Origin of the sequence: Mycoplana sp. BE70 (assembly GCF_031455855.1) — a bacterium.
Taxonomy (GTDB): Bacteria; Pseudomonadota; Alphaproteobacteria; order Rhizobiales; family Rhizobiaceae; genus Mycoplana.
This window is the reverse complement of record NZ_JAVDTM010000016.1, coordinates 66627-90637: the sequence shown is the minus strand read 5'-3', so window position 1 is coordinate 90637 and position 24011 is coordinate 66627. Positions and strand designations below refer to the sequence as shown.

Sequence of the window (24011 nt, the reverse complement as noted above, 5' to 3'; positions counted from 1 at the left end):
AGACAGTCGCAGATGCAGGCGCGCCCACCTGCCGCCTATGCGCTTTCGCGCGCATTCCGCCGGATCGTCTGGGGCGGCTGTCCAAGGGTGCGAAGAAAGGCGCGGCGCATGCGATCACGATCGGCAAAGCCGGTTTCCTCGGCGATCACGTCCATGGAGTGCCGCCCCTGCTCCATCATCAGCCGGGCTGTCTCCACGCGGAGATTCTCCACCGCCTTGGCGGGCGACTGTCCCGTTTCGGTTCGGAACGCCCGGCTGAACTGCCGCGCGCTTAAGCCCGCCGCATCCGCGAGCTCTTCCACCGACAGAACGCCGCGAAGGTTCGCCTTGGCATAGTCGATCGATCGTTGGATCCGGTCGGATTTCGGCTCGAGCTCGAGCAGCGCGGAGAACTGTGACTGGCCACCGGCGCGTCGGTGATAGACGACGAGCTTGCGGGCGACGGAGCGGGCGATGTCCTGGCCGTGGTCCTTTTCGATCATCGCAAGCGCAAGGTCGATGCCCGCCGTCATCCCGGCGGACGTCCAGACACTGCCGTCGACGATGAAGATGCGGTCCTCCTCGACCTTCACGGCGGGGAAGCGCTCCTGCAGCAGGCGCGCGAAGGCCCAGTGGGTCGTGGCCCTGCGCCCATCCAGCAAGCGGGCTTCGGCAAGGACGAAGGCGCCGGTACACGGCGCTGCCACCCGCCGCGCCGTTTCGGTCGCGCGTCGCGCGAAATTGATCAATCCCGGTGTCATCGGCTCGATCGTAGAGCTGGCGCCGAACATGACCGTGTCGTACGCCGTGTCGTCGAACGCCTTCGTAAGGACGCCGAAGCCGGCGGACGACTTTACCTCGCCGCCGTTCTCCGAAAGCAGGTCAATCTCGTAAACCGTCTCCCCAACGGCGACGTTCGCCATCTCGAACGCGGTCACCGCCGCGAAGCCCATGAGCTGGAATCTGGGAAAGACCACAAAGCCGATCCGATGCATGGCACAAATCCCTGACTGGAATTGCTGTATATACGGCATTTGCGACATGGCATAAACCCTGATTGCTGTGAGGACGGGACGCCCCTCACCGCTTCGCCATCGGGATATCTGCTTTCTGGGCCTGCAACCGAACTAACGGCCCTCGCCAGCCCCGATTGTAGCGGTACCAGGTCCGACTTGGGTCGCTAGACCCGCTAACCCGCCACGGCCCGGTAGCGGGCGGCAGGAGCGCTGCGGGAAAGCTGCGGCATGAGCTTCTGACGCGCCACCTCGTAAGCCTCCCAATCGGCAAGTTCTGGCAGCGCCGGAATGGTGATCGCCTCGCCGAGATCAAAGCCGGCGAGCGCAGCGTCCACCATGTCCTCCGCGGACATGACGATTTCACTCGGGAGATGCTGTACGGGCGTCCCGGCTATACCCCAGAAATCGGTATCCGTCGCGCCAGGGAGGACAGCCTGGATGCGGATGTTCTTTTCGGCGAGCTCCTTTTGGAGCGAGAGCGTGAAGGCGAGCACGAAGGCCTTGCTGCCACCGTAGACGCCATTCAGCGCTTCCGGCGCGATAGCGACGATCGATGCGATGTTGATGATCGCACCGGTCGCGCGGGCAACGAAGCCTGGCACCACCGCGTAAGTCAGTCGCGTCAGCGCGGCGACGTTCAGCGTGATCATCTCTTCCATCTTGTCGACATTGGACGCCAGCAACGGGGCAGTCGCGCCGACGCCCGCATTGTTGACAAGCAGGGTTATGCTGGCGTCGGTCTGAAGGATCTGCTCGACGCGGCCAAGATCGGCCTTGTTGCCGAGATCAGCCGCGACCACCTCGACGGCGCGGCCGGTGCCGTCTGTAAGGCGCTTGGCCAAGTCGTTGAGGCGGGCCTGGTTGCGCGCCACCAGGATCAGATCATATCCCCTGCGCGCCAACCGATCGGCATAGATGGCACCAATGCCCGAGGATGCGCCGGTAATCAGCGCGGTACCTTTCGAATGCTGGGTCATGACGGGCTCCGTTCCGTTGGATTTGGAGCCCCGATACTAGGTCCAAACGGGTACGTCTCAAATGTCATATATCCAGCAAATCCCGCCATCAATCGTGTCAGCGCCGCAAAGAGGTGACAGCCCAACGGCTGGATGTTGCACCTCAATAGAGTGGTTTTCGGAAGCAAGAGACCTGCGAATGGGCTATAAAAGGCATGCGACGCACGCTGGCCAGCAGGACTGGAGCTTTTGGCTTGGATCGATGCTGGCCATAACCCGCTCACATGGTGAACGCCTACCCACAGGGGGAAACCGTTATGGACGTCGTTGTAAGAACTTACACAGGCAAGGGCGCGAAAGAGCTGTTTTCGTTGCTGGAGGAACGCAAGGCAGAGATTGAAAAGCTTTTGCGCTCGACCAAGGGCTTTGTAAGCTACACTCTGGCCCGGAGCAGTGAAAGTGACGGTGGGCTATCGATGACCGTATGCCAGGACAAGGCAGGCATCGATGAGAGTACCAGCATGGCCAAGGACTGGATTGCGAAAAACGCATCACACATCGCCGTAGATGCTCCGAAAATTTCTCTGGGCAAGATAGTCATACACGCCACAAAATAGCTGACCTTTGCCCGGCCGACCAAACCCGCCGACCGGGCTTTTTGCCGCCCTTAAAAGCGGATGCATCACCTCATTTGCGGCGATGGACGCCAAATGGCTTCCGCCTGCAAGTTTGGGAAACGGGTGGCTTCCAAAGACCTCCGGGCGGACCATGCAGTTCCCACAACTGAGGAACTTGATATGTCATCTATGCTGGCACTTCATATCCTCGCCGCGGAGCGCGGTGATGGACTCCGTCCAGAACTCGTGGAAGCGCTCAAGCGACAAGCCCTTATGGATCGGCTTCCATACATCTCTACGCCGCCTCGCGCTTCGTGGTCTTCACGAGCCGTGCCTTCCGAGGCGGTTTCGCTCGATCCAGCCGCCGCGAACAGTCGAGTTGCAGTCGATTGAGACGCGCTAAGTCATGACGCCTTGTGCCGATGTGCGACGCCCAGACCGCCAGAGAACTGGCCTTGTTTATGACAGTTCCATGACGGATTGTCTGCCGAGGCAGCAGAGAGGGTTATGCGGATGGGCGAGAAGCGCAAAAAGGTTTATGCGGCGCTGGTTGACGGTGCTACCGAAGGTCTGACCGATACGGAACTTTACAACTTCGTGCTCAACCATCGTCCTGGCACTTCCAGCAAGAAGATAATCCGTGCGTCATTGGGCGTTCTGAAGGATTCGCGTGTGCGGGACAGAAATGTAATGCAGGCAGTCCTTGCGTTGGCGATCAATGAACGAATGCGACGCTTCGACGGACAACCGCCAGCGCGTGACGCATCTGCTGAAGGTCAAAAGCGAAACTCGATGAAGGTCAAGAACAAGACAAAGGCCGACACGCCTACAGAGAGCAGCGGAACATCCGAGCCGACGGTCGCCTCAGGTGACTAATACAAGCGAAGAATGGCCCGCAGAAGCGGGCCAGTCGTGTTCAGGTGACTTTAACACGGGAACCTTCGTGCATTGTCGCCCAACGCTCAAAACTGTTTATGGGGCGGTAAGCCGTCAAGTCGAGGCGCGCCCTGCCCAACCGTTCCGTCACTTGGTCTCGGTTGCAGCCTTCTCGATGAGGTCAGCAACGGCCCTGGGGTTCGAGACGTAGATTGCGTGGCTGCCAGGCACTTCTTCGACCGTGGCACCGGCGCGCTTGGCCATCATGCGCTGCGCAGGCGGCGGGATCATTCGGTCATCACTGGCGACGAGATAGTAGCTCGGCTTGCTCTTCCAGGCGGGTTCTGTCACGGCACCGGCAAGAGCCTCGACGCCCCACCGAACCTGCGAGTCGGCCATGAAGGCCGCGGTGCCCGGATCGACGTCGGCCGCGAAGGCGTCGGCGAACTTGGCCTTGTCGAGGAGCAGGAACCCATCGACCGGAGGCAGGATCGGCGGCACCGGCGCGCCTTTCGGCGGATTGGCGATCAGCGTCTGGATCGACTCGCCCTTGTCGGGTGCGAACGCGGCGACATAGACAAGCGATTTCACCCTTTCATCGGTGCCGGCTTCGCTGATGACGACGCCGCCGTAGGAGTGGCCTACCAGGACTGCGGGACCGTCGAGCTCAGCAATGGCCCGCTTGGTGACGGCGACATCGCCGGCGAGCGAGACCGTCGGGTTCTGGACGATCGTGACATTGTAGCCATCCTTCCTGAGCAGGTCATAGACGCCCTTCCAGCCAGCGCCGTCGACGAAGCCGCCATGGACGAGGACGATGTTCTTGATGCCGGTCGGCTCAGCCTGAGCAACGGTGGAGCCGGTTGCAGCGATGACGATGGACGCAGCGGCGCCGAGCAGAGAATTCCTGGTCATTTCGGTATCTCCTTGTCATTGGCGCGATAATCATTATCGCAATAATCATTAATTAACTGATCCTGATTTGCCTGTCCAGAACTTTTTATCGCGATAATGATTTTTGTGGTAATGTGACGACATCCCGTGAACCAGGAAGCGCCCATGTCGAAAGCCCCACCCCTTCTGCCGTTGGACAGACAGCTCTGCTTTTCCATCTACTCGACCGCGATTGCGATCAACCGGGTCTACAAGCCCATGCTAGACGAACTCGGCGTTACCTACACCCAGTATCTGGTCCTCAGCACATTGTGGGAACAGGACGGCTTGACCATTTCGGCTATCGCCGAGCGACTGTGGCTCGAGCCGAGTACCATAACGCCGGCGGTCAAACGTCTCGAGGTCGCTGGCTACCTCGAACGCCATCGGAACAAGAATGACGAACGGCTGGTACAGGTCTTTCTGACTGCGAAAGGAAAGGATCTGCATGCGAAAACCGGCTGCCTGACCGAGACGTTGTTGCGGCGATCCGGCTTCTCGGTGGGCGAAATGGTCGACTTGAACGAGAAGGTGCAGAAACTGCGAAGCGGCATGCACAGCACCTCGTCGTGATCCTCACCTCGGTCCCCTGGTTCACAGCTTGGCGTGAGCTGAAATGAGTGTTCGCATGAAACGGCCGGGCGACTGCCCCTCCTGGCGAGTGAAGGCCGTGCAAAACGTGCTTGCCGAGCCATAGCCGATCCGCCCGGCTACTTCCTCGAGCGAGATCGCTCCGCTACGCAGCAGGCTCTTGGCGACGGCAATACGCCAGCCCAAAAGATACTCCATCGGGCTTGTCCCGACCGTACGGATGAAGCGCTCGAAGAAAGACGACCGGGACATTCCGGCCTCTCGCGCGAGATCAGCAGCCGTCCATGATCGCTGGATGTCGCTGTGCATCTTCCGCAGGGCGACAGCGATCCGGGGATCCGACAGGCCACGCAAGATGCCTGGCTGTGACGTATGCAGCGACACCGCCCGCAGAGCCTCGATAAGCAAGATTTCCACTAGGCGCGCCAGGATGAGGTCGCGGCCAAGGTTCTCTCTTTCCGCTTCCTCACCCACAAGCCGCACCAGTTGGGTCAGTCTCGGAACACTGCGGACGTGAACCATCCGCGGCAGCAGAGATACGACCATCGCGGCATCGGGCGATTCAAAGCTGAAGTAGCCACCGAACTGCCGGACATCCGGCGGCCCATCCGGACGACCATAGCGGACTTCCGTGGCAACTCCTGGGGCGGTCTTCGGGTCAATGAACTCAGGGGAGACCGGCTCGAAACCCGACATGGTGAAGGCCGGGGTCGCCGGCAGCAGGACAAAGTCCCCCTCTTCGAGAACGACCTGCTCCTCGCCATCGACAGCGAGGCGGCAACGCCCTTCGGTCACAGCCGCAAAGCCCGGTTGACCGAACTCGGCATAGCGCACCGCCCAGCGACCAGCACCGCTGATCCCTTTGGAAAACACGGCGCGGGGGCGCAGAAGCTCTATCACCTGAGACAGTGGGTCGGCCATTTCGGACTATCGCAAAAGAAATATGGACTTTCAATTGATGATAGTCCAATTCAATCCGGTTACTCCTTTCGTGTCAACATCGAACACAGGAGACCGACATGAAGACCGTCTTCATCACGGGCTGCTCGTCCGGCTACGGCCTGGAAACGGCGCGCCACTTTCATAGGCATGACTGGACTGTCGTTGCCACCATGCGCAATCCACGGAACGATCTGTTTCCCAGCTCGGAGCGCATCCGCATCCTGCCGTTGGACGTCACCAAGCCCGACAGCATTACCGCCGCACTAGAAGCGGCCGGACCGATCGACGCGCTGGTCAACAATGCCGGCATCGGCGTGGTCGGGGCTTTCGAGGCGACGCCGATGACGCATGTACGCAAGGTATTCGAGACCAACACCTTCGGCGTCATGGCAATGACCCAGGCCGTGATCGAACCGATGAGAATGCGCCGGTCCGGAGTGATTGTGAACGTTACCTCCAGCGTGACGCTGGCCCCGATGCCATTGGCAGCCGCTTACACCGCTAGCAAGCAGGCGATCGAGGGCTTCACCGGCTCGCTGGCCCATGAACTGGCGGCCTTCGACGTGCGGGTCAAACTGGTCGAGCCCGGCTATGCGCCGACGACACAGTTCGCGCAGAACACCGACATAGCTGTCGCGGATCTTATTCCCGAAGCCTATCAGGAATACGCGCGGCCGATCTTTGCCGAATTCGCCAATCCAGCGCTGACAACAAAGGAGAGCGACGTTGCCGAAGCCGTGTGGCAAGCGGTCACCGACGCCTCGGAGCGGCTGCACTATCCGGCGGGATCCGATGCGGTGAAGCTGGCCTTGGCGCGCTGAAGCGAACAGTGGAAGGCGAGTCCTCGCCCGCTTCTCGCCGGTCCTACGCACGCTTCATGACAAGCCCGATTGAACGGTGTATACCCCACCTTCAACTTGCCGCGTCGTTGGCATGGCCCCAAACCAGGGGTGCACGGTGGCTGTCACAGCACTGCGATGAAGCAATGACGGAAAAGCTCTCATCGATCTATCTGGCCAGACATGGCGAAACGGCCTGGAGTCTCTCCGGCCAGCACACCGGACTGACTGATCTGCCGCTCACGCAGCGGGGCACCGAGAACGCCTGCCAACTGCGTGAACGGTTGAGCGGGCTTCAGTTTGCGAAAGTCTGCACCAGTCCGCTGCAGCGTGCCATTCAGACGTGCGACATCGCCGGTTTCGGATCAGTGGCCGAAGTCGAGCGCGACCTTCTGGAATGGAATTACGGCGCCTATGAAGGGCGCCGCACCGGCGACATCCGCAAGGAGAGGCCCGACTGGCGGCTTTTTCGCGATGGCTGCCCCGGCGGCGAATCGCCGGCGGATGTTGGCGCGAGGGCGGATCGCGTGCTCGCGCGCATGCGCGCCATCAATGGGGATGTGCTGCTGTTTTCCAGCGGCCACTTCCTGCGCACGCTCACTGCCCGCTGGCTCGGGCTCGACCCTGCGGCGGGCAGATATTTTCAGTTAAGCACGGCCTCGGTCAGTATCCTCGGCTTCGAACATGACCTGTCCGATCCGGTGATCCGGTTGTGGAATGAGACCGCGTCGGTGCGCCAATGACCGTTTTGCGCGAGCGCCCTGTGCGACAGGATTCGACGGTCATATCGACCGCGGTTTCGTGGTAGGATTCGTCCACCAATCGCAGAAAGAACTGTGCAGCCAGGACCTTGGTGGAAGGTCGGAGCTCCAGTCGATCGATCGAGGAGCCCACGCGACAGCACGAGGGTTCGATAAATGCGCTTGTTGGCGCTGCCTTTGGCTAGCCTCGATTTAAACAGCGCGAGGAAGTGTCATGCAACTCGGAATGATCGGACTCGGCCGCATGGGCGCGAACATGGCGCGGCGGCTACTCAAGAATGGCCATCACTGCGTTGTGTTCGACAGGGCGCCGCAGGCTGTTCAGGCGCTGACGCACGTAGGGGCGGACGGCGTCGGTTCGCTGGCCGACCTGGTGAAAAAACTGGCCAAGCCGCGGGCAGTTTGGCTCATGGTGCCAGCGGCCGTGGTCGACAAGGCGATAGCCGATCTCGTGCCGCATCTGGAGGCCGGCGACATGCTGATCGACGGCGGCAATTCCTACTACGTGGACGACATAAGACGAGCCAAGGAGCTCGCCGCGATGCAGATCGATTATGTCGACGTAGGCACCAGCGGCGGCATTTGGGGCCTCGAACGCGGCTACTGCATGATGATTGGCGGGCCGCAGGCTGCAGTGGAACGCCTCGATCCGGTCTTCAGAACGCTGGCTCCGGGCCCCGGCGAGATCGTCCGCACCGCCGGACGGGAGACGCTCGCCGGTACTGCCGAGATGGGCTACCTGCATTGCGGTCCGAGCGGTGCCGGTCACTTCGTCAAGATGGTCCACAACGGCATCGAGTATGGGCTCATGGCCGCGTACGCGGAGGGACTGAGCATCCTGCGCGCCGCGGACGTCGGCACGAAGGAAAGCGAGACGGATGCCGAGACGACGCCGCTCCGGGACCCTGAGCTGTATCGGTACAACCTCGACCTGGCCGATATTGCCGAGCTATGGCGGCGCGGCAGCGTGATCGCCTCATGGCTTCTGGACCTGACGGCGGCGGCGCTCGTCGAAGACCCGGCGCTCACCAAGTTTGCCGGCCGGGTTTCGGATTCGGGCGAAGGGCGATGGACCATCAAGGCGGCGCTCGATGAAGCGATACCCGCGCCGGTCCTTTCGGCCGCTCTTTACGCGCGCTTCAGTTCGCGCGGAGAGGCCGAATTCCAGAACAAGCTCATGTCGGCGATGCGCTACGAATTTGGCGGCCATCTGGAAAAAGTGGCCGGCAAGTGATGATCGCAAACGGAGGTCACAGTGAGCGAGGTCAAATCCGACGCCCTGGTATTCTTCGGTGCCACTGGTGACCTGGCGTACAAGAAGATTTTCCCCGCATTACAGGCGATGGTGAAACGAGGCCACCTCGATGTACCGGTGATCGGCGTGGCCAAGTCCGGTTGGAACCTCGACCAGTTTCGTGATCGGGCGCGGGACAGCCTTGAGAAACATGGCGGCCTGGACACCTCGGCCTTCCGGAAGCTGGTCGCACTGCTTCGTTACGTCGACGGGGACTACGCCGATCCGGCAACCTTCCTTGCGGTCAGAAGGGAACTCGCGAATGCGGAGCACCCCGCCTTTTACCTCGCGATCCCGCCCGCCTTGTTCGGGCTGGTGGTCGAGCAGTTGGTAAAGGCAGAATGCACCAAAGGCGCGCGAGTGATCATCGAAAAGCCCTTTGGGCGCGATCTCCAGTCAGCCCGCGCGCTGAATGCCATCCTGCTCAAGACCTTCGACGAGGCGCGGATATTTCGTATCGACCACTACCTTGGCAAGGGGCCGGTGCGCAGCATGCTCCACTTCCGCTTTGCAAACGCCTTTCTTGAGCCATTCTGGAACCGCAACCATATCGAAAGCGTGCAAATTACAATGGCGGAGGATTTTGGTGTCCAGGGGCGCGGAGCGTTCTACGACGGAACGGGCACCACCCGCGACGTGGTCCAGAACCACCTGTTTCAGGTACTGACCAATTTGACCATGGAGCCGCCGGTAAGGACCGACAGCGAGTCGGTTCGCGACGAAAAGGTGAAGGTGCTCAAGGCGATCGCCGCTCTCGATGAGAACTGCATCTTGCGGGGACAGTTTCGTGGATACCGGAACGAGCCCGGTGTCGCGGCGAAGTCGACGGCCGAGACGTTTTCCGCGTTGCGGCTCAGCATCGATTCCTGGCGCTGGCAGGGCGTGCCGTTCTACATCCGCGCTGGAAAATGCCTGCCGGTGACCTGCACCGAGGTTTTCGTCCGCCTGCGACAACCGCCCAGCGTGTACACTGCGGCCAACCAGGTGCCCAACCATGTAAGGTTTCGGATCAGCCCGGATGTCTCGATTGCGATCGGCATGATGGTGTTGTCGCCGGAACAGGATCTCGTCGGCCTGCCGGTCGAACTGGTTGCCAGCCAGCTTCCCCGCGCCGGTGAGATGGATGCTTACGAGCGGGTTCTTGGGGATGCGATGGTTGGCGATGCGACGCTCTTTGCGCGCGAGGACTACGTGGAGGAAGCGTGGCGGATTGTGGACCCAGGGCTGGCGGCAAATCCGCCGGTCTACGAATACGATGCCGGCACCTGGGGGCCTCCAGAAATCCATCACCTCTCACCGCCGGGAGGTTGGCACAATCCCACTGTCGCGGACATGGTTTCGAACCGATCCAAGCCTCGTGAGAACTAAGATACTCGCAGACGCTGACCAGGTGACCCGACACGTCGCGAGCACGCGCCGCACTGATGCCTAGCCAATACTGCCGGCAAATCTCTCAGCGAGTTGCTGGCGTCGAAACGCGTCCGCGACGAAATCGACAAAGACCCGGGTCTTTGACGGGAGCAGCGTGCGGCTCGCGTAGTAGATCGAGATCGGCCCTTCGTCGATGTACCACTGGGGCATCAGGCGGACGAGCGCGCCGCTCTCCAGATGCGGCAGGACGTGGCACACGGCATTCAGGGTCACACCAAGACCAAGCACCGCCGCGCGACAGGTCGCTTCCGGGTCGTCAAGGACGATGGTCTCCTTGAGCTTCACCGGTACTGCGGCGCCTTCGACGTTGCGCATGATGCGTTCGCGGACCCGGCCCGTCCGGGATGAGCGCCATGCGATCCCATCGAAAGCAGAGAGCTGCGTGGGGTCGGTCGGCTGTCTGCGCTTCTTCATGTATTCGGGCGAAGCAACCGCGATAAGATGCAGCGGCGCGAGCGTGCGCGAGACGACGCCGGGACCCCATTCGATGCCGCCGCCAATTGCGGCATCGAAGCCCTCGGCGATCAGATCAGTCTGACGCGTCGTGAATTGCCAATCGGGCCGGATGCCGGGATAGCGGGCCAGGAACGCGGGCAGCATCGGGAGAATGTAGTCAGCTCCGAAGTTGAGGCCCATGCTCACCTTGAGCACGCCCGCCGGCTCTTCGCCGTCCGTCGCCACGCTCGAAATGGCGTTCTGGAGCCCTTCGAGATTTTCCGTGATCTCCAGCAGGAAACTCGCCCGCGTCCGTGAGCGTCAGCTTGCGCGTACTGCGATGAAACAGCCGGACACCGAGGTTGCGTTCGAGTGTCGCGACGTTGCGGCTCACCGCAGCAGGCGTGAGCGACAACCGACGAGCGGCCGCAGAAAACCCGCCCGTTTCGGCGCTGCGGACAAAGGATTCGAGGTTCGCAAGGGTTTCCATAGTCGACCTTCAAGCATCGCTTGGAAGTAATATTAGCTTTTACCGCCTAATCATCCAGCAACAAACATGGCGATATCGGCTTCGGAAACACCGCCAACCAAAACCGGAGCGACCGCCAATGACCCAGTCCACATTCCTCAAGAACGGCCTCAACGCCCTGCTGACCCCGGAAGAGTCCGTGCTGGTCCTGATCGACCACCAGCTCCAATTCGCCAACCTGCACAGCCACGAGCCGATGATGATCGTGAACAACGTCATCGGCCTCGCGAAGGCAGCCAAGGTCTTCAACGTCCCGACCATCCTGACCACCGTTGTCGAGGATCGCGGCGGCAAGCTCATTCAGGGATTGCAGGACGTATTCCCCGACCAGAAGCCGATCGACCGCACCTGGATCAACACCTGGGAAGATGCGCGGGTCGTCGACGCGGTGAAGAAGACCGGACGCAAGAAGGTCGTCATGGCCGCGCTCTGGACTGAAATCTGTCTCGCGATGCCCGCGATACAGGCGGCCGGCGACGGTTATGAAATTTACGCGGTCACCGATGCGTCGGGCGGCGTCAGCGTCGAAGCTCACGAGATGGGCGTGCGCCGTATGATGATGGCTGGCGTCGTGCCGATGAACTGGCTGGCGGTCGCAAGCGAATGGCAGCGCGACTGGGCGCGTCAGGAATCAGCGGCGGCGCTTGGCGACGCGGTCCTGCCGCACACCGGCGCAACGGGTACATCATTTGCGTGGGAGCTTCAGCTTCTAGGCCAGAAGGCGGGCATCGGGGCCTGAGCCCGAAATAGTGCTGCAAACATCTCGGCCGTTTTTTCCGGAGCACGTCATGACCATCAACGATATCGGCGAAGCGGCAAAGGCCGTCATTCGCCGCAATACCGAAGAAGTCCAAGGCGGCGGCAATTTTCAGGTGTTCGAGGAGTTGTTCGCGGACGACTTCCTCGATCACACGCCGCAGCCGGGCCGCACGCCAGACAAGAACGGCGCGCGCGAGCTTTACAAAGTCCTTCGCGCCGCATTCCCCGACTTCCATGCCGACATCCATTGGCAGCTTGCCGATGGAGACCGTGTGACGACCTACAAGACCTATCACGGGACGCACCGCGGAGAATTCTTCGGCATCGCGCCGACGGGCCGCGAAATTCAATTCGAGACCGTCGATGTCATGCGGGTGCGCGACGGCAAGATCACCGATCACTGGGGCGTAGCCAATCTCTTCTCACTCATGCAGCAGCTCGGCGCACTGACGCCGAAACTTTGACCCGCAGGCGCCATGTCGACCACGGTCGGCAACCGCGCCCGCTCATCCCGAAAGGACATCATATGACCATCGGAATCATCGGATCAGGCGCTATCGGCACAGCCTTCGCGCGCACGTTGGTGCGCGCAGGGATCGAGGCCGTGATCTCCAACAGCCGTGAACCGGACTCCCTGCAGGAGCTGGAGCATGACCTTGGCCCCACGATCAAGGCAGGCACGCGCGAGGAAGCGGCCCGCGCCGATATCGTCTTCGTGGCAGTGAACTGGACAAAGCTCCCGGCCGCGATGGCGGGCTTGCCGGACTGGAAAGGGCGCATCGTGATCGATGCCAACAATACGATCGAGGCGCCGCTGTTCAAGCCGGTCGACCTCGGCGGCCGTGCGTCGAGCGAGGTGTTCGCCAATCTCGTGCCCGGAGCCCGCGTCGTGAAGGCGTTCAACCACCTCCGCGCAGAGTTGCTGGCCACCGATCCGCGCTCCGATGGCGGGCGGCGCGTGCTGTTCTATTCCAGCAATGACAGCGCGGCGAAGGCGGAGGTCGCCTCCCTGATCGAGCGGATCGGCTTCGCCGGGATCGATCTCGGCTCACTGGCGGTCGGCGGTAAGCTCGCTCAATTTCCCGGCGGCCCTCTCCCGAACCAGAATCTCGTCAAGGTCGGGTGAGCGGCCGAGATCATCCATCCTGAACATTGGTTTGCGCCAGGTCTCAGAGGAATTAGCGACTGGGTTACCGGGGACTTTCCCGATGATGCCGCCAGCGCGAAAACAGTCCAGCGGAGAACCCGGTCCCGTTCAGGCGCATCGCCGGGCTGATTTCAGGGCCTGGTGTCGTGCATTTGTCAGATACCAAGCGCGGTGATCGCGCCATCTGTTACATGCCGCAGGATACGGGAGCGAATGCCGTCCTGACCGTCTACGAATCCATCCTGCTGTCCGCCAAGCAAGGCGGCGGCTGGCGGGGCCACGACGACGAGCTCTTTGAGATCGATGCGATCCTGAAAGCGCTACGGATCGAGGACCTGGCTTCCGCGGTTTGGGTGAATTGTCGGGCGGCCAGCGGCAGCTTGTCTCCCTCGCGCAGGCATTGGTCCGCAAGCAGTACTGCTGATGGACGAGCCGACCTCGGCGCTCGACCTGCACCGACAGATCGAGGTACTGGATTTCGTCAGGGAACTTGCCCGCAAGACCGGAATGATTGTCCTGGTGGCCCTGCATGACCTGAACCATGTCCTGCGCTACTGCGAGCAGGTTATCGTCATTGCTAACGGTGAAATGGTTATCAGCGGCCCAACTGCAGAAGTCGTCAATTCCGAGATGTTGCGCGATGTCTACAAGGTCACAGCGCGTATCGAAGCGTGTTCGAGGGGCCATCGGTTCATTCTCGTGGACGGACTGGCATAGCGCGCTTCACTCGCAAGCTTCGGTATGAGACTCATCAGCCGTCGCTGGTGGGCGACGCCACCCTATGCCCCGAAGGCATCTGGTGCTGCGTCGTGGTTTTTTCACACTTATTGGCTGAGCGTTATACGTAAAGCAGCCCTTGCCGCAGCGCCATGGCGACAGCGTCGGCGCGGTTCTGCGCATGAAGCTTGGCGAGCACAGCAGCGACGTGGAATTTCGCGGTATGCACCGAGATTTTGAGCTGGCGGGCGATCACCTTGTTCGAGGCACCGTCAGCAAGCAACGCAAGCGTTTCCAATTCGCGGGGGCTGAGTGACGGGTAGTGAGGCGCGTCTCTTAGCAGCCCTGCCTCGTCCGTATCAGCGGTCTCGTTTGCATCTCCAGCATCAACGGCGGACTGGGGCCGACATTTGTCGCGGTCGCGCTCGGCATGTTGATCAATCGCGGCATGTACGAGGGCATGATAGCGGACGCATTGCACTTTGGCATTTTGTTCTATCTGTCCGGTTTCTAAAAGCTCGGCCGAAGGCGGTTGCCTATGTCCGCAATGGAGCCGATGGCCGACCGTCCGCTGCTGGGACACCCAACACGAAGAGCGGACATCGGAGTTCTTGCCGCCGATGTCTGCGATTGGCCCATTGCTGACATTCAAGTCCCAGGGCAACTGAAAAGCGCATCTCAGTTTATTTGGGACGCCGCGCCTCGAAACTGATGATCTCGTCGTCCTTATGCGGTGCTCTTCCATGCTGGTAGTTGCCTGACACCACTACATCCACGAAGCCCGTGCGATGTAGCGCCATCAAGAACTCTTCGACACCCCACCACCGCAACTTAAACAAATCGAGTTCGGATTTCACAAGGTTTCCATCCCGCCAGTGTTCATAGCGGAGATGGGCTAGTGTGGTCTGCGCGACATAGTCGGTTTCAACCCGCTGATCTGTGAGTGTGAGCAGATCTCCGTCCTCTGTCTTCCAACGCCGAACCGAACCGGTCGGGCCAAGGAAACTGCCTATGGGATCGAGGTCTATGATCAATTTTGCGCCGGGAACCAGATAATCATAAAACCGCCTCAGCACAGCGGTCGCCGATGTCGCATCCGTGAGCAACTGAAACGACCCCGCCGGGATTATGATGGCCGCAAAGCTTTTGCCATAGGAGAACTCTTCGAACGTCTGTCGTGTCACGCTTGCGGAAAGGCTCCGCTTCCTGCATTCATCCTGGCAGTAACCAAGCATCTCGTCAGACGCATCGAACCCCTCTATCGAGAACCCGGACTCGAGCAGCGGCACAAAAATACGACCGTTGCCGACAGCAGGCTCCAGGATCGGACCCTCAGATTCCCCAAGACGTTGCTGATAATATTCCACATCTCCGAATGAACGCCCGACCGGTTTATCTAAATTATAGACCCAAGAAGCTAGTGTCCCGTAACGATTGTTCATTCCAGCCTCATAGAATTGCAAGAAGAGGATAATCAACGTCCGTGTAATTAAAGGAAACGATTCTCGCCAGTTGTAAGTGACCACAAATGGGGCGGGAACGGACCTTCACGCAAGCGGCCGCTAACTTACGCCCAAAGCGGACGTTAGATCATACACTCGTCAGGTGGTCGAAAAGGTCTCGAGCAGTTGGTGTTAAATCAAGGCTAGCGGCGACGCACACCGAGAGCTGTCGCCGCGCCCATGCGTCCTTCACCGGCGTAATCGAAATGGGAAACGTTCGCTTGCACCGGCGGGCCACCGTCTCCGGAACAATCGCGACGCCAACACCATCACTTGCCGCTGAGCATATGGATTCGAACGTGCGCAGCCTGATCCGGTATCGGAGTTTTACGCCGAGCCTGTCAGCTTGAACGTCGATATGATCCTGTAATGCACCACCTTCCAGTCCCACGAAATATTCTTCGGTGAGGTCGGAAAACCGGACTTCTTTTTCAGCCGCGAGCGAATGTGTCTGAGCCGACACCACTACGAGCTTGCTCACTGCAAAGGGTTTAAGAAGCAGTTCCTCGTTGACGGCTGCATCCGATAATATGCCGATGTCGGCAAACCCGGCAGCTATGCTTCGAGCGATCTCATGACTTTGGCGCTCTCGAAGATCAACATCGACTTGCGGATGCGCGGCAAGCCATGGCGACAGTCGTGTTGGAAGAACTTCCACGATGGCCGCTGTGTTGGCAACAACACGGATGCTCGCCCGTATCCCCTTCGCGTAGCGCCCCAGCTCTCCACGCATGAGAGCGGCTTGATGAAGGATTTCGCGGGCATGATGGGAAAGTGCCTCACCCGCTTCCGTCAGAGTCACACCCCGGCGACCTCTTTCCAATAGTCGAACTTGCCCAGTTGCCTCCATCTCCCGGAGTCGATCACTGGCCGCAGCAAGAGAGAGCCCGACGTCCGCCGCGCCGTGGGTGATGCTGCCAGCGTCAGCGACGGCGAGGAAAAGACGTAGGTCAGTGAAGTCGAAGCGCATCGTCTAAGGTTACAACTGATCCAGCCTTCGGTCTAGGCGAAGGCTGGATACGGGAATGCCGCATTGTGGATGATGTCGTAGCGCGTATGAGAAGGTCATGAATGACCTATCAATCTTTATGCTACTCGCTGTCGTAGCTACATTCTTTGCCGCCGGCACCGTCAAAGGGGTGGCCGGCATGGGCCTCCCGACAGTCGCAATGGGCATCCTCGCCGGCCTGCTGTCACCGCTAGCGGCAACGTCGTTGCTCATCATCCCGTCGTTCGTGACGAACTTCTGGCAACTGCTTGCTGGCCCGAGCTTTAAGGGCATCGTGCGGCGGCTTTGGACAATGATGGCCGGGGTCTTTGCGGGGACGCTGGCCAGTACGTCAATGCTGACAGGCGGCGATACCAGCCTAAGTACCCTTATGCTCGGCCTCGCGCTCACTGTGTACGCCGTCTACACCCTGCTTGCAAAGCCCTACCACATCAACCCAAGACATGAATGCTGGCTCTCGCCCGGGATCGGGTTGATCACGGGCTTAATCTCGGGTGCAACAGGCGTATTCGTGATTCCGGCTGTGCCATATGTCCAGGCGCTCGGTTTTGAGAAGGATGATCTCGTTCAGGCACTCGGCCTTTCCTTCACGGTTTCTACCGTAGCACTTGCATTCGGCCTCGCATCACGTGGGGCATTCCAAATTGACGGACTATCGCTCTCGGCGTTCGCCGTTGTGCCGGCATTGGTCGGGATGTGGGCGGGGCAGTACATCAGACGAGCGGTCAGCCCCGCCGTGTTCAAACGCTGCTTTCTGATCGCACTTGCGCTACTTGGCGCAGAGATGATGCTGCGTAGTGTTTGGTAATCTTATTCCTCTGGCATGACCGCTTGTGGCGCAAAACCGTCTAGTGGCTATTCAAACTTCATATGGCCGCATCGGAACCAACTGCAGTCTTTGGGCGCGCGTTAGTCCATCGGATATTTCCACGGTAGGAGTTCCCCAATCCGGCACTGCTTGTGGCCGGCGAGTAGATGGGTCTGCGGATCAACGGCGTTGAGATTGCAGGTTTCGACGAGTGAGGCGGCGGTGGCCCAGTTCTCGCCTCCGCGCCATGTCCTGCAAAATGCGCGTTCTTGCGATCGAGCGCTGTCCGCTGGATGGTTCGCTCATGCTGTTAGAATCTCCAACGAGTCTCCAAAGACAATTGCCGATCAGGCGAGACAGGCAAGCGGGAGCTATCAGATATTGAACAACTGTCTGATACGTGCCGTCAGGCGCGGTGCAGACTTGGAACCAGCATCGTCGTGATATTCATTTAGCCGAACCAGTTCCGTGGCGGCCCGCTTCGACAACATGGAGCCAAGTTCTTCGCAAATTGCAGGGCGGTCGCGCATTAGACCAGCGAGGCTCTCCTGGGTGATCTCGTAGACCACAACAAAAGTCAGCGCCTTGATAGTCCCAAATTCACCGGCTCCTGTCAGCAGCCCAGCTTCGCCGAAGAACTCGCCCGGTGCCAACCGAACGAGTTCCGTGAGCCTTGCCTCCTCGCGACGCGTGATTGCGACGATGCCGTTACGAATGATCATCAGCGAATTGAGGACGGCACCCTGTTCGACCAGAATCTCCTCTTTTCGGAACGTCCGGCGAACCATCGTCGATGTGAGGGCTTCTTTCTCGTCGTCGGTCAGAGAAGCAAACAGCGTGATCGCATCGAGAAGGCGCCGCGGCGTGCTGTGTTGGGCGAACGCGCTTGCGTCGTCGGTAGTGGCGACGATTGCGGCTCCGGCGGCCTCGGGCGGCTGAGCAAGGACGAGCCCACTCGCTTTTGCGTGACGGTAGATCAGGTCGAAGATCTCTGTCCTTGCTTTTCCCACAAGCCGGACATCAGCAACACTGAAAGTCAATTCCAGTTGAGCGGCGTTCGCATCCAAGGACGTCACCTGTGCGCTCGGTTGCGGATCCATCAAAATCGAGTTGCTGTTGATCAACACCGAATCCATCACCTCAACCATGGCTGACGGCAGTGTGGTCGGGCGGAACCTCACGGTGAGCGTTACGCCGTGGCTTCGCGCCGGACTGCTGAGATTGGTCAGCCTCGCCTTCGCGAGGTCACTGTTGGGAACGATGATCAGATCATTCGCGCCGGTGACAAGATGCGTTGCCCGCCAATTGGTTTCCACCACTTTCCCTTCGAACCCGTCACCGAGCACGAGCCAGTCGCCAATCCCGTAAGGCCTGGCGAGGTTGAGCGCGATTCCTGAAAACACGTCGCTGAGGGTGCTTTGCAGCGCAAGGCCAAGGACAATCGCGATCGCACCCGAGGTAGCGATCAGCGTACCGACCGGGGCGTCGAAAACATAAGCGATGACGGACAGGATCGCGCCGACATAGATCACGCCGACAATCAGATCCTGCAGAAGGCGCACCTCATTCGGTTGCCGCTCAATAATCAGAAAAACACGGACGATGCTGATCAGCGACCAAGCCGCGTTCGTCCACCAAATGATCTTGGCGATGGCGATAGAGACCCGCTGGAGGACAGGCGCCCCGGACGGTCCCGATTTGTAGGGAATTATGCCGTGATAGAGAAGCAAGGCCGTCAGCGCCAAGAAGAACCCGAGCTGGCCGATCAGGCGGCGCTTCGGATGATGACGCAGCAACACGCGGGTGATCAGCGCTCCGACGGCGGCGAGTATGCCTGTCTGGACGATCGGATCGACGATGATGTTCAATATATTGCTCAACCCTTGCGCTCCTATGGACGCGCGAGCCAAACAGTCATTCCGGGTTCCAGATTGTCTACGGCTTCGGCAGCGTCGAACCGCACTCGGAAGCTGTTGAGATCATGATCGCCAACGGCCCGGGCAGCGCGCCAGGTGGCGAACTCGCCCAGCGGACGCAGTTCCGTGACGCGGGCGGCGATGCGGCGTCCATCCTGAGCGACCAGCGTCACCGCAGCGCCAAGTGCGATATTATGCAGTTGGTCCTCGCGCAATGTGAAGGCAAACCACGGGCGTTCGTCGGGCTCCAACGTCATGACCGGCTTTCCCGGCCCCATGATCTCCCCCGGTTCGGCCACCCGTATGCGCACCGTTCCATCGGACGGCGCGGTCAGCTTCGTCTTGCCAAGGCGCGCTCCGAGCTGGGCGACCGTCGCCTCGGCCAGTGCAACCCTGGCCTCGGCCAGTGCACGTTCTTCCACCGTGGGGCCAGCGCCTGCCGCCGCCGCCCGAGCCCGCTTCAGGTCGAGGTCGGCCTGGGCCTTTGCCAGCGAAGCGGCAGTTTCGTCCGCGGCTTGGCGGCTGGCGACGTTTCTGGTCAGAAGGGCGCTGGTCCGCGTGTATTGCTGTTGGGCAAGAACGAGATTCGCCTCGGCCGTGCGCACGCTTTCGTCGGCGATGGCCACTTCTTCGCTCCTGACTCCCGACAGGACTCTGTCGCGGTCAGCTCGCGCGCTCGCCGCCGCAGCCCTGGCTTCGCCAACGAGAGCAACGAGATCCGGATTGTCGATAACGGCAAGCAAGTCGCCTTTCCGGACCTTTTCACCGGGCGATACCGCAATCGACCCCAACCGCCCGGAGATCTCGGGTGCGATCCGAATCTCGGTCCGGCGGACCATGCCGGGGAACGACCGCTCCGCGTCTTGCGCGCGTGCGCCGCCCCTCGTCGTCGCCAAAGTGAGGCCTGTTACGGCCGCGACGGCCAGAGCGATCAACAGACGACGTTTCGATCCAGCATCCATTCTAGCCTCTCCAGGCAGATGCAATCTGGGTACTGACAACCGCCAGGAGCGCATATGCGCCCGCCAGCGCCCAGAGTCTCATCCAATCGTCGAAAACGTCAAACAGCGAGGCGCCCATCTGGTTGACGCGCACCAGCGCGTCGATCCCCGATGTGCTTGGCAGGATCATGCTGGCGGTGCGCAGCCCGGCAGGGATTGCTTCGGGTGGCCAGGCCACGCCGACAAGGAAGAAGAGCGGCAGGCTGATCGCGATGAACAGCAGCACCGCGGTCTCACGGCGCTTGAACCAGCTTCCGGTAAACTGGCCAAGGAAGCTGACTGACAGGATGAAGGGAATGGCAAGCGCCAGGATTTCGAAGACGTGTTCGTTCGCGGAAAAACCGTAGACTCTCGGAAGGACGACCAGGAAGAGCGTGTAACCCGGCAGCGAGAGCAGCAGGTGAGTAAGGCTCTGGCCGATCACCGCCATCAAAGCGTTGCGATTGCGGCGCGCGGCGTGGCCGCCGCCCTCGAACGTTGCGCCGCCAACCGTGGCCACCCCCATCAGGAGCGTTTGTTGCAGGATCAGGACGAAAGCGGCCGGCACAATGTAGCTGCCATAACCACCGGTAGGGTTGAAAAGGGGCTGGTTGAGGATCTCGACGGGCGCGCTGCCAGCCAGCGCGGCGCGGTAGAGGCTGCCATCCGGTCGCGCGCTGCGGGCTGCAAGATCGGCGCGGACTGCCGCCACCGATTCCTGAATGCCCTGCAGTGTGCGGTTGTAGAGCAGAAAATAGGCGGAGTCGACGAAAGCGGGCAACCTTGCGCCACCACCCTTCAGAATGTCGCGCTCCGTGCCAGCCGGAATACTCAGGATTCCGAAAATCTCGCGCCGCGCCCAGGCCCTCTGCGCTTCTGCCAGAGTGGTTGGCCGAAGCGCGACCTTTAGATTTTCGTGTGCATCGAGGGCCTGGGTGATGGTCAGGCTGACGTTTGACCGGTCGTCGTCGACGACCGCCACGGGAACATCCTTGATGAGCTGACCAAGGTAGGGCTGCGGATAGAACAGCCCATAGATAATTGGCGCGAGCACGATCAGGCTGAAGGCGCCGCGGTCCCGAAGGATGCGGCCGTATTCGTCGGTGAAGGCACGCACGACACCGATCCGGTTCGAGCCGGGAGGGACTGGCTCTTCCGCCGGAATGCGCACCGGGCGCTGGGACACAGAGCGCAGCCTCAACCAGGCTAGGCCGAAATAGGCGATGGCCAGGCCGCCGAGCATCATGAAAGGCATGACCGAGTCCTGCGCGGGAACGCCGCGTGCCGCCTGGTCGAACAGAACCTGTATGTACCAGCGCAGCGGCAGGAGAGCGCCCCAGCCACGCGCAAACACGCCCATGGCAAGAACCGGGAACCCCACGCCCGCGTATCCGAAAGCCGGGGAGCAGACGATGCCCGTCAGGCTCAGCCCGAAGGCAAGGTTCCGGACCAGCAGTTGTAGCAGTGACCCTATGGATAGATAGGCGATGATCAGCAGAGAGGCCGAGACGCCCACAAGCGCCGCGTTGCCACGAAACGGAATCTCAAACAGGCCGTGAATGATGCCGAGCCCTACGACCATCATGAGCTGGAAAATGATGAAGTAGGGCAAGAGCTTGCCGACAAGCGCGGTCAGGCTGCTTCCTCCAGCCGTCTCCAGCCATTCCCCCATGTTGCGTGACCCGAACTCCGAGCCGACGGCATAGCCGGCAGCGATGGCGATCACGACGTGGAGGACCGTCGGCAAGATCGCACGCAGCAGAAACTGCGCATAATTCAGGGCAGGATTGGTGAGCACGTATTGTTCGACGATCAGCGGGCCGGGCCGAAACGATGTCGGGCGTGGACCGGGTGGCAGGTCGGCGACGGCGGCCGCGACGGCCCCCTGAAGTGCACCGGATGCAACATTGCCGGGAGTGAAGAACTGCTTGTTGAAGAAGATCACGATCCGCGGCCGCCGCCCCCCCTGAATGTCTCGCTCGAGATCCTTGGGAAGGTAGACCGCGGCAATGGCTTTCCCGGATCGGACCGCATGCATTGCATCGTTGAGATCGTCCGACCGCCTGTCGACATCCACGCCGGGTGCGGCGCTGATCGCATGAACGAAGGTCATCGAGGTCTTCGAGCGGTCCTGATCGACGACATCGACACGAAGGTTCCGGATGACGGCATTGCTGAAGGTCGCAGCGAGTAGTGCGAAGGCGAGCAAAGGAATACCGACGACGAGCAGCAGCGCCACCTTGTCCCGCCAGATCCAGGCTACCTCGCGCGTCGCCACACGGACGATTCCGGAGCGAGGGCGGGTCGGCATTATCGTGCCCGCCAGTCGACGTAGGCGCTCATTCCCGGCCTCAACGCGTCGACCCTCTTGACCGGATAGGCCCTCACCTCAAAGGTGCGCAGATCGAAGTCCCCGGTTGCCCGGGTCGCCCGCCAGCCGGCATATTCGCCCCGCGTCGCAATTGTCCGCACCTCGACCTCCATCGGGACGTCGCCAAGCGCTGGGATCTTTGCCGAGAACCGATCGCCGACCTTCAACCCCTTGAGCAGGTCTTCGCGAAGGTCGAAACGCAGCCAGACGTCGCCGAGGTCGATGAGCGAAAGCAAGGGAATGCCAGGCGAGACATATTCCCCCGGTTCGGCTGCGACCTGGTAAATCTGCGCCGAAACGGGGGCGCTTACCGTCAGTTCCGAAACCTGTGCCTTGAGGGTGACGATCGCTGCTTCGGCCTTGGCTACGGCAGCTTTTGCAACACCGCGTTCCTCGGCGGTATATCCGGCGACTGCCTCGTCAAAGGCGAGCCTGGTCTGCTCCAAAGATCGTTTGGCGACGTCGAGCGATGCCGTCGCTTCGTCCAGCCGCTGCAGCGATGCAGTTTCGCTCTTCGTCAACTGCACGGTGCGGTCATAGGTCTGTTGCGCAAGCGTCAGGCTGGCCTCACCGGCGGCGACGGCCGCCTTGCGCTCGGCGACGACTTCGGCGCGGGTGCCGACCTCGACGCGCGTGAGATCGGCAACCGCGACCAACCGCGCTGCTTCGGCCTCATTCAACTTCATCCGCAGCTCCGGATTGTCGATCGAGACGAGCAATTGTCCGGCCTTCACATTGTCACCCCGAGACACGGGCCGCTGACCGATGCGGCCATCGACGCGCGCGGCAATGTCTATACGCGTGGCATCAGCCTCGCCCTGCACCAGCAGAGGCTGCGACTGCACCAGATACCACAGCGACAACCCCACGATCACAGCCGTGCTGATGGCAACGATGGTGGCTGCAGCGACCGGCGCCCTGCCCTTCTCGGCCGGTGGCGCAGCTATCGGCGACGGTTCGATCTGGTCATCTAGCGTCGGCCTGGTCGTCTCCGCTTCGACGGACGAGGTTGGTTTGTCCGCGTCGGTCGCGACGCCGGATTTTTCTGTTGGCCCGGCGCCGCCTGGCGCGCTTGTCCCATTGGTCGGGCTCTGCCCGGCGACCGGCGATCGGTGTGACGGTTCATTCACTTCACCGCCTCCGCGTTCAAGCTTCAAGCTTGCATCACAAAATCGACGGCAATCGCGCTCCGCGTTTTGTCGCTATGGAATGCATTCTGAACAAAAATGTCCGGCGGCGCCAGCCCATTGGGCATTGGCGGGGGCCGATGCTGTTGATGCCATAGCCACCACCTCTAACCTCCGAGATGAGGGTGCAGAAACTATTTCCGACCTGGGGCCGCAAACCGAATGTAAGCTTTCATGCGTGATGCCGGAGCTAGTTGTCTGGCACATATAGCGAACCATTGAGAATCTGATTGAGCGTGACCGTGCGCCTCCTTAGCGCGTGAAGAACTGGAAAAGAGAAAAGACGAGGGCGCCAAGCGGCCGCACCTCTCGGCGCAAGAGTGGGCCGCGCTGGCCTCATGCCGATACCGCGTCTGTTCGAACATGGACGCAGTCTACCAATCCAACTTCAACAGTTGACGAGAGCCTTTTTCGGC

Annotated in this window: 22 protein-coding genes and 3 pseudogenes; 12 read left to right on the top strand and 13 right to left on the bottom strand. The window is 60.9% G+C overall.

All coding sequences use genetic code 11. The features are described from left to right. Positions 1–35: 35 nt before the first annotated feature. Together J2Y48_RS23475 and J2Y48_RS23470 are read right to left on the bottom strand one after the other, a co-directional pair. Positions 36–974: a GlxA family transcriptional regulator gene (locus J2Y48_RS23475; protein WP_310423416.1), complete on the bottom strand. Its 939-nt coding sequence runs from the start codon at positions 972–974 to the stop codon at positions 36–38. A 194-nt stretch (positions 975–1168) separates the two neighbouring features. After that, positions 1169–1972: an SDR family oxidoreductase gene (locus J2Y48_RS23470; protein ID WP_310423414.1), complete on the bottom strand. Its 804-nt coding sequence runs from the start codon at positions 1970–1972 to the stop codon at positions 1169–1171. Between the two features lie 296 nt (positions 1973–2268). On the opposite strand from J2Y48_RS23470, the gene J2Y48_RS23465 reads away from it, so the two are divergent. Beyond that, positions 2269–2568 (top strand): hypothetical protein, encoded by a 300-nt coding sequence (locus J2Y48_RS23465; protein ID WP_310423411.1) that lies wholly within the window; start codon positions 2269–2271, stop codon positions 2566–2568. A 513-nt stretch (positions 2569–3081) separates the two neighbouring features. Beyond that, positions 3082–3444, top strand: a complete 363-nt coding sequence (locus J2Y48_RS23460; protein WP_310423409.1) for a hypothetical protein — start codon at positions 3082–3084, stop codon at positions 3442–3444. Between the two features lie 147 nt (positions 3445–3591). Here J2Y48_RS23460 and J2Y48_RS23455 read toward each other — a convergent pair whose 3' ends face one another. Further along, positions 3592–4359 (bottom strand): alpha/beta hydrolase, encoded by a 768-nt coding sequence (locus J2Y48_RS23455; protein ID WP_310423406.1) that lies wholly within the window; start codon positions 4357–4359, stop codon positions 3592–3594. Positions 4360–4503: 144 nt separating this feature from the next. On the opposite strand from J2Y48_RS23455, the gene J2Y48_RS23450 reads away from it, so the two are divergent. Next, positions 4504–4950 carry a MarR family transcriptional regulator gene (locus tag J2Y48_RS23450; RefSeq protein ID WP_310423403.1) on the top strand — a complete coding sequence of 149 codons (447 nt, stop codon included), beginning with the start codon at positions 4504–4506 and terminating at the stop codon, positions 4948–4950. Positions 4951–4971: 21 nt separating this feature from the next. Here J2Y48_RS23450 and J2Y48_RS23445 read toward each other — a convergent pair whose 3' ends face one another. After that, entirely contained in the window at positions 4972–5889 is a 918-nt protein-coding gene (locus tag J2Y48_RS23445) for an AraC family transcriptional regulator (protein ID WP_310423400.1), read from the bottom strand. A 98-nt stretch (positions 5890–5987) separates the two neighbouring features. Between J2Y48_RS23445 and J2Y48_RS23440 the strand changes: the two genes are divergently transcribed. From J2Y48_RS23440 to zwf, 4 genes are all read left to right on the top strand, one after another. Further along, a complete protein-coding gene (locus tag J2Y48_RS23440; RefSeq protein ID WP_310423397.1) occupies positions 5988–6731 on the top strand; it encodes an SDR family oxidoreductase in 744 nt (247 codons plus the stop codon). Positions 6732–6895: 164 nt separating this feature from the next. Further along, positions 6896–7492, top strand: coding sequence for a histidine phosphatase family protein (locus J2Y48_RS23435; protein ID WP_310423394.1), 597 nt, complete (start codon positions 6896–6898; stop codon positions 7490–7492). Positions 7493–7724: 232 nt separating this feature from the next. Continuing rightward, positions 7725–8744 carry a phosphogluconate dehydrogenase (NAD(+)-dependent, decarboxylating) gene (gene gnd, locus J2Y48_RS23430; RefSeq protein WP_310423390.1) on the top strand — a complete coding sequence of 340 codons (1020 nt, stop codon included), beginning with the start codon at positions 7725–7727 and terminating at the stop codon, positions 8742–8744. Between the two features lie 21 nt (positions 8745–8765). Further along, positions 8766–10172 (top strand): glucose-6-phosphate dehydrogenase, encoded by a 1407-nt coding sequence (zwf, locus tag J2Y48_RS23425; protein WP_310423388.1) that lies wholly within the window; start codon positions 8766–8768, stop codon positions 10170–10172. A gap of 60 nt (positions 10173–10232) precedes the next feature. Here the strand turns inward: zwf and J2Y48_RS23420 are convergent. After that, positions 10233–11160, bottom strand: a pseudogene (locus J2Y48_RS23420) (LysR family transcriptional regulator). Between the two features lie 118 nt (positions 11161–11278). Between J2Y48_RS23420 and J2Y48_RS23415 the strand changes: the two are divergent. The 4 genes and pseudogenes from J2Y48_RS23415 to J2Y48_RS23400 all read left to right on the top strand — a co-directional run. Beyond that, positions 11279–11938 (top strand): hydrolase, encoded by a 660-nt coding sequence (locus tag J2Y48_RS23415; protein WP_310423385.1) that lies wholly within the window; start codon positions 11279–11281, stop codon positions 11936–11938. 49 nt (positions 11939–11987) lie between these two features. Then, positions 11988–12422, top strand: coding sequence for an ester cyclase (locus tag J2Y48_RS23410; RefSeq protein ID WP_405030297.1), 435 nt, complete (start codon positions 11988–11990; stop codon positions 12420–12422). Next, entirely contained in the window at positions 12419–13084 is a 666-nt protein-coding gene (locus tag J2Y48_RS23405) for an NADPH-dependent F420 reductase (protein ID WP_310423382.1), read from the top strand. The genes J2Y48_RS23410 and J2Y48_RS23405 overlap by 4 nt, the downstream gene beginning before the upstream one ends. Before the next feature lie 128 nt (positions 13085–13212). Beyond that, positions 13213–13822: pseudogene (locus tag J2Y48_RS23400) on the top strand (ABC transporter ATP-binding protein); the annotation flags it as partial. Between the two features lie 121 nt (positions 13823–13943). Here J2Y48_RS23400 and J2Y48_RS23395 read toward each other — a convergent pair. From J2Y48_RS23395 to J2Y48_RS23385, 3 genes are all read right to left on the bottom strand, one after another. Beyond that, the gene (locus J2Y48_RS23395) at positions 13944–14486 is read right to left on the bottom strand and encodes a helix-turn-helix transcriptional regulator (RefSeq protein WP_310423379.1); all 543 of its coding nucleotides are present in this window, start codon (positions 14484–14486) and stop codon (positions 13944–13946) included. A 19-nt stretch (positions 14487–14505) separates the two neighbouring features. Further along, the gene (locus J2Y48_RS23390; protein ID WP_310423376.1) at positions 14506–15264 is read right to left on the bottom strand and encodes a class I SAM-dependent methyltransferase; all 759 of its coding nucleotides are present in this window, start codon (positions 15262–15264) and stop codon (positions 14506–14508) included. A gap of 148 nt (positions 15265–15412) precedes the next feature. After that, entirely contained in the window at positions 15413–16294 is an 882-nt protein-coding gene (locus tag J2Y48_RS23385) for a LysR family transcriptional regulator (RefSeq protein ID WP_310423373.1), read from the bottom strand. 97 nt (positions 16295–16391) lie between these two features. Between J2Y48_RS23385 and J2Y48_RS23380 the strand changes: the two genes are divergently transcribed. Beyond that, positions 16392–17141 carry a sulfite exporter TauE/SafE family protein gene (locus J2Y48_RS23380; protein ID WP_310423371.1) on the top strand — a complete coding sequence of 250 codons (750 nt, stop codon included), beginning with the start codon at positions 16392–16394 and terminating at the stop codon, positions 17139–17141. A 101-nt stretch (positions 17142–17242) separates the two neighbouring features. Here the strand turns inward: J2Y48_RS23380 and J2Y48_RS23375 are convergent. The 5 genes and pseudogenes from J2Y48_RS23375 to J2Y48_RS23355 all read right to left on the bottom strand — a co-directional run. Beyond that, a pseudogene (locus J2Y48_RS23375) lies at positions 17243–17445 on the bottom strand (IS66 family transposase); the annotation flags it as partial. Positions 17446–17515: 70 nt separating this feature from the next. Then, positions 17516–19021, bottom strand: coding sequence for a mechanosensitive ion channel family protein (locus tag J2Y48_RS23370; RefSeq protein WP_310423369.1), 1506 nt, complete (start codon positions 19019–19021; stop codon positions 17516–17518). An 11-nt stretch (positions 19022–19032) separates the two neighbouring features. Continuing rightward, entirely contained in the window at positions 19033–20019 is a 987-nt protein-coding gene (locus J2Y48_RS23365; RefSeq protein WP_310423366.1) for an HlyD family efflux transporter periplasmic adaptor subunit, read from the bottom strand. Position 20020: 1 nt separating this feature from the next. Then, positions 20021–22348: an ABC transporter permease gene (locus J2Y48_RS23360; protein WP_310423363.1), complete on the bottom strand. Its 2328-nt coding sequence runs from the start codon at positions 22346–22348 to the stop codon at positions 20021–20023. Further along, the gene (locus J2Y48_RS23355; protein WP_310423360.1) at positions 22348–23538 is read right to left on the bottom strand and encodes an HlyD family efflux transporter periplasmic adaptor subunit; all 1191 of its coding nucleotides are present in this window, start codon (positions 23536–23538) and stop codon (positions 22348–22350) included. The genes J2Y48_RS23360 and J2Y48_RS23355 overlap by 1 nt, the downstream gene beginning before the upstream one ends. Between the last annotated feature and the right edge of the window lie 473 nt (positions 23539–24011).

What these genes read in the sequence shown, in the direction of transcription:
- J2Y48_RS23475 (WP_310423416.1), bottom strand. Translation starts at nt 974, where the DNA reads ATGCATCGGATCGGCTTTGTGGTCTTTCCCAGATTCCAGCTCATGGGC.
- J2Y48_RS23470 (WP_310423414.1), bottom strand. Translation starts at nt 1,972, where the DNA reads ATGACCCAGCATTCGAAAGGTACCGCGCTGATTACCGGCGCATCCTCG.
- J2Y48_RS23465 (WP_310423411.1), top strand. Translation starts at nt 2,269, where the DNA reads ATGGACGTCGTTGTAAGAACTTACACAGGCAAGGGCGCGAAAGAGCTG.
- J2Y48_RS23460 (WP_310423409.1), top strand. Translation starts at nt 3,082, where the DNA reads ATGGGCGAGAAGCGCAAAAAGGTTTATGCGGCGCTGGTTGACGGTGCT.
- J2Y48_RS23455 (WP_310423406.1), bottom strand. Translation starts at nt 4,359, where the DNA reads ATGACCAGGAATTCTCTGCTCGGCGCCGCTGCGTCCATCGTCATCGCT.
- J2Y48_RS23450 (WP_310423403.1), top strand. Translation starts at nt 4,504, where the DNA reads ATGTCGAAAGCCCCACCCCTTCTGCCGTTGGACAGACAGCTCTGCTTT.
- J2Y48_RS23445 (WP_310423400.1), bottom strand. Translation starts at nt 5,889, where the DNA reads ATGGCCGACCCACTGTCTCAGGTGATAGAGCTTCTGCGCCCCCGCGCC.
- J2Y48_RS23440 (WP_310423397.1), top strand. Translation starts at nt 5,988, where the DNA reads ATGAAGACCGTCTTCATCACGGGCTGCTCGTCCGGCTACGGCCTGGAA.
- J2Y48_RS23435 (WP_310423394.1), top strand. Translation starts at nt 6,896, where the DNA reads ATGACGGAAAAGCTCTCATCGATCTATCTGGCCAGACATGGCGAAACG.
- gnd (WP_310423390.1), top strand. Translation starts at nt 7,725, where the DNA reads ATGCAACTCGGAATGATCGGACTCGGCCGCATGGGCGCGAACATGGCG.
- J2Y48_RS23415 (WP_310423385.1), top strand. Translation starts at nt 11,279, where the DNA reads ATGACCCAGTCCACATTCCTCAAGAACGGCCTCAACGCCCTGCTGACC.
- J2Y48_RS23410 (WP_405030297.1), top strand. Translation starts at nt 11,988, where the DNA reads ATGACCATCAACGATATCGGCGAAGCGGCAAAGGCCGTCATTCGCCGC.
- J2Y48_RS23390 (WP_310423376.1), bottom strand. Translation starts at nt 15,264, where the DNA reads ATGAACAATCGTTACGGGACACTAGCTTCTTGGGTCTATAATTTAGAT.
- J2Y48_RS23385 (WP_310423373.1), bottom strand. Translation starts at nt 16,294, where the DNA reads ATGCGCTTCGACTTCACTGACCTACGTCTTTTCCTCGCCGTCGCTGAC.
- J2Y48_RS23380 (WP_310423371.1), top strand. Translation starts at nt 16,392, where the DNA reads ATGAATGACCTATCAATCTTTATGCTACTCGCTGTCGTAGCTACATTC.
- J2Y48_RS23365 (WP_310423366.1), bottom strand. Translation starts at nt 20,019, where the DNA reads ATGGATGCTGGATCGAAACGTCGTCTGTTGATCGCTCTGGCCGTCGCG.
- J2Y48_RS23360 (WP_310423363.1), bottom strand. Translation starts at nt 22,348, where the DNA reads ATGCCGACCCGCCCTCGCTCCGGAATCGTCCGTGTGGCGACGCGCGAG.